At 60.2% G+C, this 4,026-nt stretch carries 4 protein-coding genes; all 4 read right to left on the bottom strand.

Annotation, left to right across the window (positions count from 1 at the left end):
* Positions 1–123 precede the first annotated feature (123 nt).
* On the bottom strand, positions 124–912 hold the full coding sequence (locus E3T61_RS09795) for a carbohydrate ABC transporter permease (RefSeq protein ID WP_241992491.1): 789 nt from the start codon (positions 910–912) through the stop codon (positions 124–126).
* Positions 913–1,025: 113 nt separating this feature from the next.
* On the bottom strand, positions 1,026–1,874 hold the full coding sequence (locus E3T61_RS09790; protein ID WP_134640683.1) for a carbohydrate ABC transporter permease: 849 nt from the start codon (positions 1,872–1,874) through the stop codon (positions 1,026–1,028).
* 126 nt (positions 1,875–2,000) lie between these two features.
* Entirely contained in the window at positions 2,001–3,293 is a 1,293-nt protein-coding gene (locus E3T61_RS09785; protein ID WP_134640682.1) for an ABC transporter substrate-binding protein, read from the bottom strand.
* Between the two features lie 142 nt (positions 3,294–3,435).
* The coding region (locus E3T61_RS09780; RefSeq protein WP_166793198.1) for a LacI family DNA-binding transcriptional regulator at positions 3,436–4,026 on the bottom strand (591 nt) is incomplete at its 5' end.

Genomic DNA, 4,026 nt, shown 5'->3' with positions numbered 1-4,026 from the left:
GTAGGGCTTTGTGCATGAAGTGATCTCTCTGCTAGATGACGGCTTACTGCTATGGCGTACATCGATGTAACGGCGGGGTTTTCGCCATCACGCTCAGCGCTTGGCGGTGCAGGGAAGGCGGGTCTACTTCATCCCGGTGGTGGCGATTCCTTCGATGAATCGACGCTGGACGAAGACGAACGCCACGATCATGGGCAGCAGGGCGAGTATCGCGCCGGCCATGAGCATCCCGTAGTCGGAGCTGTGTTGGCCTTTGAACAATGCCAGACCGGCAGGCAGGGTCTGCATCTGGGGATCGGTTGCGACAAGGAGGGGCCAGAGGAGATCATTCCAGCTGGCCAAGAAGGTGAACATGGCAACTGTCAGGAGCGCTGGTCCAGCAAGCGGAAGCATGATTCGAGCGAAGATCCGCACCTCGCCAGCGCCGTCGATGCGAGCGGCATCCTCGAGGTCTTTCGGTAGGGAGAGGAAGAACTGGCGGAGGAAGAAGATACCGAACGCGTCTGCCACTCGAGGGATGACGAGCCCGTGGAAGGTGTTGATCCATCCGAAATCTGCCAGCAGCTCGTAGAGCGGAATGAAGGTGACTTGGATGGGGATCATCAGCGTGACAACGATCAGGATGAACACAACATCGCGACCGGGGAAGTTGAATCGGGCTAGCGCGTAAGCGGCCATGGAATCGAACAGGAGCGAGGCCAATGTCGTTCCGCCGGCGAAGATGATGGTGTTCAGCAGTTGTCGGCCGAACGGGATGCGTTGCCAGACGTTGATGTAGTTGTCGAGCGTGAAAACCTGCGGAATAAGGCTGGTGGGGTTTCCAACCAAGTCACCCTGGGTGCGGAAGGAGGCGCTGACCATCCAGATCACCGGCAGCAGGATGAACAGCGAAACCGCGACCAAGAGAATCACGATCAACACCGTGGGAACCCTGCTGGGTCTATCCGAGCGTGGTCGTCTGGCGACGGGCGGGTTCGCCGGCAGGGGGCGCTGCCGGGTTGCGCGAGGAGGAACGATGATAGCCATCAGTACTGCACCGCTTTCTTGCGGAAGTAGCCCAGTTGAATCAGGCTGAAGACGAGGACGATGAGGACCAGAACCCAGGACACGGCGGAGGCATAGCCGAGGTCGTAGTCCTTGAAACCGGCGCTGTAAATGAGCATGACCAGGGTTTCGGTCTTGAAGAACGGTCCGCCCGAGGTCATGACGTACATCTGATCGAAGGCCTGGAACGAGAAGATCGCGGCGATGATGACCACGAACAGCGTCGTGTTGGCTAGGAGCGGCCAGGTGATGTTCGTGAATCGCCGGATGCCGGAGGCGCCGTCAATAGCGGCAGCCTCGTTGAGCTCACCCGGGATGGACTGCAGCCCGGCGAGATACATGACCATGAAGAACCCGGTGTTGCGCCAGATCCCGACGATCATCACGGCGGGCATAGCCCACGCCGGATCGCGGACCCCGTTGCCGATCGGCAAACCGATTTCGCTGAGCCAGGCTGCGATGATGCCGACCTGTGGGTCCAGCATGAACGCCCAGGCAATCGAAATGATGCCGAGCGATGCGATGAACGGGAAGAAGATGACCGAGCGGAATAAGCCCCGGCCGGGTAGCTTGCGGTTCAGCAGCATGGCGAAGAAGAGCGCAAGCCCCACAGAGATCGGAGCCGTGACCACGGCGTAAAGCGCCGTGTTGCCGAGTGCGTTCCGGAAGCGGCCGTCGCCGACGAGCTGGGCGTAGTTGTCGAGGCCTACGAAGTTGCGTGGGCCGATGATGCGGGCGTTGGTGAACGATGTAACGAGCGAACTCACCATCGGCCAGAAGACGAAAACGCCCAGTACGGCAAGCGCAGGAACAAGGAAGGCAAACGCCACTCGGCTCCTGCGGCGCTCGAGGTTCGAGCGCCGCAGACGGCGTGCTGACGTAGGAACGGGACTGGCTTCGAGCGGGGGCGAGGTAACGATGAGCGTGTCCTTCTGTCTACGTCAGGTCTGTGTTCGCTACTGGGCGAGTTCCGAGTTGATCTGGTCGCTCGCGTCCTTCAGNATCTGGTCGCTCGCGTCCTTCAGAAGGTCTTCCACCGTGCCTTCGTTGTTCGTGACGCGCTGGAGCGTGGGGACCACGATGTTCGAGTCGATGTTGGCGTACTGCGTGAGACCACCGAGATAGAACTTTCCGTTGCCGGAATCCTGGAAGGCCTGCGACGTGGGGTTCGCCGCGAGGTCCTCGACAGTGACGTCGGTACGCGTGGGCGGAAATCCGGTCTCGACCGCGTAATAGGTGGATGCCTCCTTCGAGTTCCAAAAGGCGAAGAAGTCGTAAGCGCCCTGTCGCTCGGCATCGGTCACATCCGCAGCGAGATGCATATTGGAGCTCACCGCGGCCGCGAACTGGCCGTCGGAGCCCTCGGGCGTCGGGGCGACTCCAAAGTTGATTCCGGCTTCTTCGAAAGCAGCGGAAGCCCACGGGCCGTTCATCAGCATCGCCGCGCGACCGGCGCCGAAGAGCGAATCCCCATCGACTCCGTTCAGCCCGACGGGCGAGATGTGCTGTTTCTGGATCAAGTCGTTCCACTTGGTCATCGTCGCGACCGATTCCTTGGACGCGAAGATCGATTCGGTCTTGTCGTCGCTGACAAATCCACCGCCATCGGCCCAGAGGAGAACACCCCAGCTGCTGGTCGCTTCGCGGTCGGGGATCGCGATGCCGTAGGTGTTGGTCGTCTCTGCGCCTTCTTGGTACTTGGTCAGGGTAACCGCATCCTCGGCCATCTCTTCCATGGTGGCGGGCGGGCCATCGATGCCAGCGGCGGCGAAGAGGTCTTTGTTCCAATAAAGCATCGTGTTGGTCGCGATCATCGGAGAGCCGTAGATTTCACCGTCGAGAGTGGTTGCGTCCAAGCTCGCCTGGGGAAGGGTGTCTGGGTCGATCGCACCGCTGTCATAGAAGTCATCGATGGGGGAGATGACGCCAAGCTCGGCATACTGGGGAAACTGTGAAGCATCCAAGGCGGCGATCGTGGGGCCTTCTCCGGCCGACATCGCCGGGAGCAGCTTCTGAGAGTAGACGTCGAACGGCTGAATCGTCATATCGACGGAAACGTCGTCCTGGGACTCGTTGAAGTCCTCGACGATCTTCTCAACAACAGTGCGGTCGGGGCCGGTATAGCTGTTCCAAAAAGTGATGGTGACGGGGTCGCCATCCGTGGACTTTGGCTGCGTTGCGCTGCAGCCAGATAAGACGAGAGCGGCGGTGGCGGCGGTTGCCGCAAAAAAAAGGGCTTTACGGTGCATTGTTGTGGCTCGCTTTCTGACTTCTTTGTCGTGCGTCGGGTCGCCTCGACTGAGAGGCTCATCGGTGCCGCGAATGTTACATCGATGTAACAGAACGGTATTACATGGATGTAATAGGTGTCAAGCAGTCGCCGAAAAGTCGTTAACCGGAGGATTCGCGCCTGATTAGCTCGTACTTCGCGAGGAGCTGGCGGGGTTCCTTCTTTCCGCCGATCTGGTCAACGAGGAACTGCACGGCTGACTCGGCAATTTGCGAGCGGCCCGGATCGATAGTGGTGAGACTGGGGACGGAGTACGCCGATTCGTCGAGGTTGTCGAAGCCGACTATTGCCACATCGACTGGAACGCGGACGCCGACTTCCTGCAGGACGCGCATAGCGCCGAGGGCGAGGGCGTCGTTGAACGCGAATATCGCATCGAACTTGGCACCGCGATCAATCAACTCGCGCGCCGCTTTCGCGCCATTTGCTCGGTGCCATGGGTCGGCATTGACAACCAGTTGAGGGTCAAAGCCGATCTTGTGCTCCTGCAGCGCTGATCGGTATCCCTCTAGGCGCATTCTGGCTGAAGCGTCCTCGCCGCTGTCATGGGCTCCAATGACGGCGATCCGGCGCCGGCCCCCTTCAAGCAAGTGCCGTGTAGCCGCTTGAGATGCTGCGACCTGGTCAACGGTGATGTGGTCCGTAGGGCCCTTCGTAACCTGGTCTCCGAGAAGGACGAGGGGCACCGACAG

The organism is Cryobacterium lactosi (assembly GCF_004403945.1).
Lineage (GTDB): Bacteria > Actinomycetota > Actinomycetes > Actinomycetales > Microbacteriaceae > Cryobacterium > Cryobacterium lactosi.
This window is presented reverse-complemented; position numbering and strand designations above follow the sequence as displayed.